1 protein-coding gene and 1 pseudogene are annotated in these 1,575 nt (G+C 42.7%); both read right to left on the bottom strand.

Annotated elements, in window-relative coordinates; genetic code table 11:
• Positions 1 to 421 (bottom strand): annotated as a pseudogene (locus LJE72_RS25885) (hypothetical protein); the annotation flags it as partial.
• Positions 422 to 1,000: 579 nt separating this feature from the next.
• On the bottom strand, positions 1,001 to 1,575 hold a 575-nt coding region (locus tag LJE72_RS25880), incomplete at its 5' end, for a BclA C-terminal domain-containing protein (protein ID WP_449508563.1).

Raw genomic sequence — 1,575 nt, 5'->3', positions numbered from 1 at the left:
CAGTAGCCCCTGTTGCTCCTGTTGCTCCTGCACCAGTAGCCCCTGTTGCTCCTGTTGCTCCTATTATTTCAACCGACCCTATTGGATCAAGCTCAGCTGGTAGAACCCGATGGGCTGCTACTAAATCCCCATCGGCTCCTTTTCCCCAACCGGAGATTTCCACAGCATCAGAACTTGTAATAAATTGAAATTCAAATTGGTCTAACTGAGCAAAATAAACCCTTGATGCGACATCTCCCGCTGCCAAAGAAAATACCTCTTGGATATATAGGACCTTCATAGTCCCTGTTACAAAAAAACCCAAAACTTCAATGTCAGCAGTAGTTGTATCATCGTTGGTTATTTTAACAGTAAAAGTTACCGTTGGTCTTACTTCAGCGACTGGCGTATTTTCGATTATCCCGGTAGTTAATTCAGCCATTATCTCCCTCTTCTCCTTACTAACAATAATAATTTTTCTTAAGTGGCTTACCACTCATAGTTTGTATTCTTAAGTTCAGTTCGCCAATTTTTGCTTTTTACTATTCTATTGTACTTGTTATAATTTGTTAACCTAACCAATGATTCTTTCTCTATCAGAAGCAAGGAGGAGGTGTCTCATAAAATATCATTTATACATTTATGAGATACCTCCCCCAATATAGATTCGGCTTATTAATTCAAAACAATCGCAAGTAAATCATCATTATGATCTTGTAACGCCAGCGCCAGCATAACCAACTACAAATTTATAAGCGACAAACCTATAGCCGTGACGGAGAATACCATTAATAATCTCGTTTGCTCCATTACCAGTATTGCTAATCCAGTTAAAATATCAATACTTATTGCGCCTATAGCAACTACTCCCGTCAAAATTAGAGCTAATGGCAGTAAGTGTAGGAAGCCTAATATGAGATTACTCTTCCTCCAGTCCAAATCTTCTCGCTAGCTTCCTCTTATTTCTACTACGAGGCCCTTGCTTTGAGCAATAGCAGCAGGACACTTTAAGCCAAATTTATTAGTCTAATAATAATACGGTCATTTGAGCTCCTACAGCCGGCGCTAAACTCATAGTGAATGGAATGGCCGAGTCATTTCTAAGGGTTAAGACATCTCCAGCTGCAAGTGTTAATATTGCCTGACCAGTAACTTGACCAGTAGTAATTAGTGTTGTTATTGGCGTCGATCCATCTACTACACCGTTCACCGCAATAGCTATTGCTGAACCAATGCCTGCCGTTATACTCACACTATAGTCAATCTGATAATTTCCAGCAGTAGTAACAGTTACAGTGGTAGTGCCTGCCGTGTGGGTTATATTTGAAAGTGGGCCATTATTACTAAAAGGTACATCTGCGCCACCAACTACAGTTGCATCGAGTACGGTTGCAAGTTCGTATACATAACCGAATGCCGCCAACCCTGCTCCTGTTGCTCCTGTTGCTCCTGCTGTGCCTGTTGCTCCTGTTGCTCCTGCTGCTCCTGTTGCGCCTGTTGCTCCTGTTGCTCCTGTTGCTCCTGCTGCTCCTGCTGTGCCTGTTGCTCCTGCTGCTCCTGCTGCTCCTGTTGCTCCTGTTGCTCCTGTTGCTCCTG

The sequence above is a fragment of the Desulfosporosinus shakirovi genome, assembly GCF_020595055.1.
GTDB classification, from domain to species: Bacteria; Bacillota; Desulfitobacteriia; order Desulfitobacteriales; family Desulfitobacteriaceae; genus Desulfosporosinus; species Desulfosporosinus shakirovi.
This window is presented reverse-complemented; position numbering and strand designations above follow the sequence as displayed.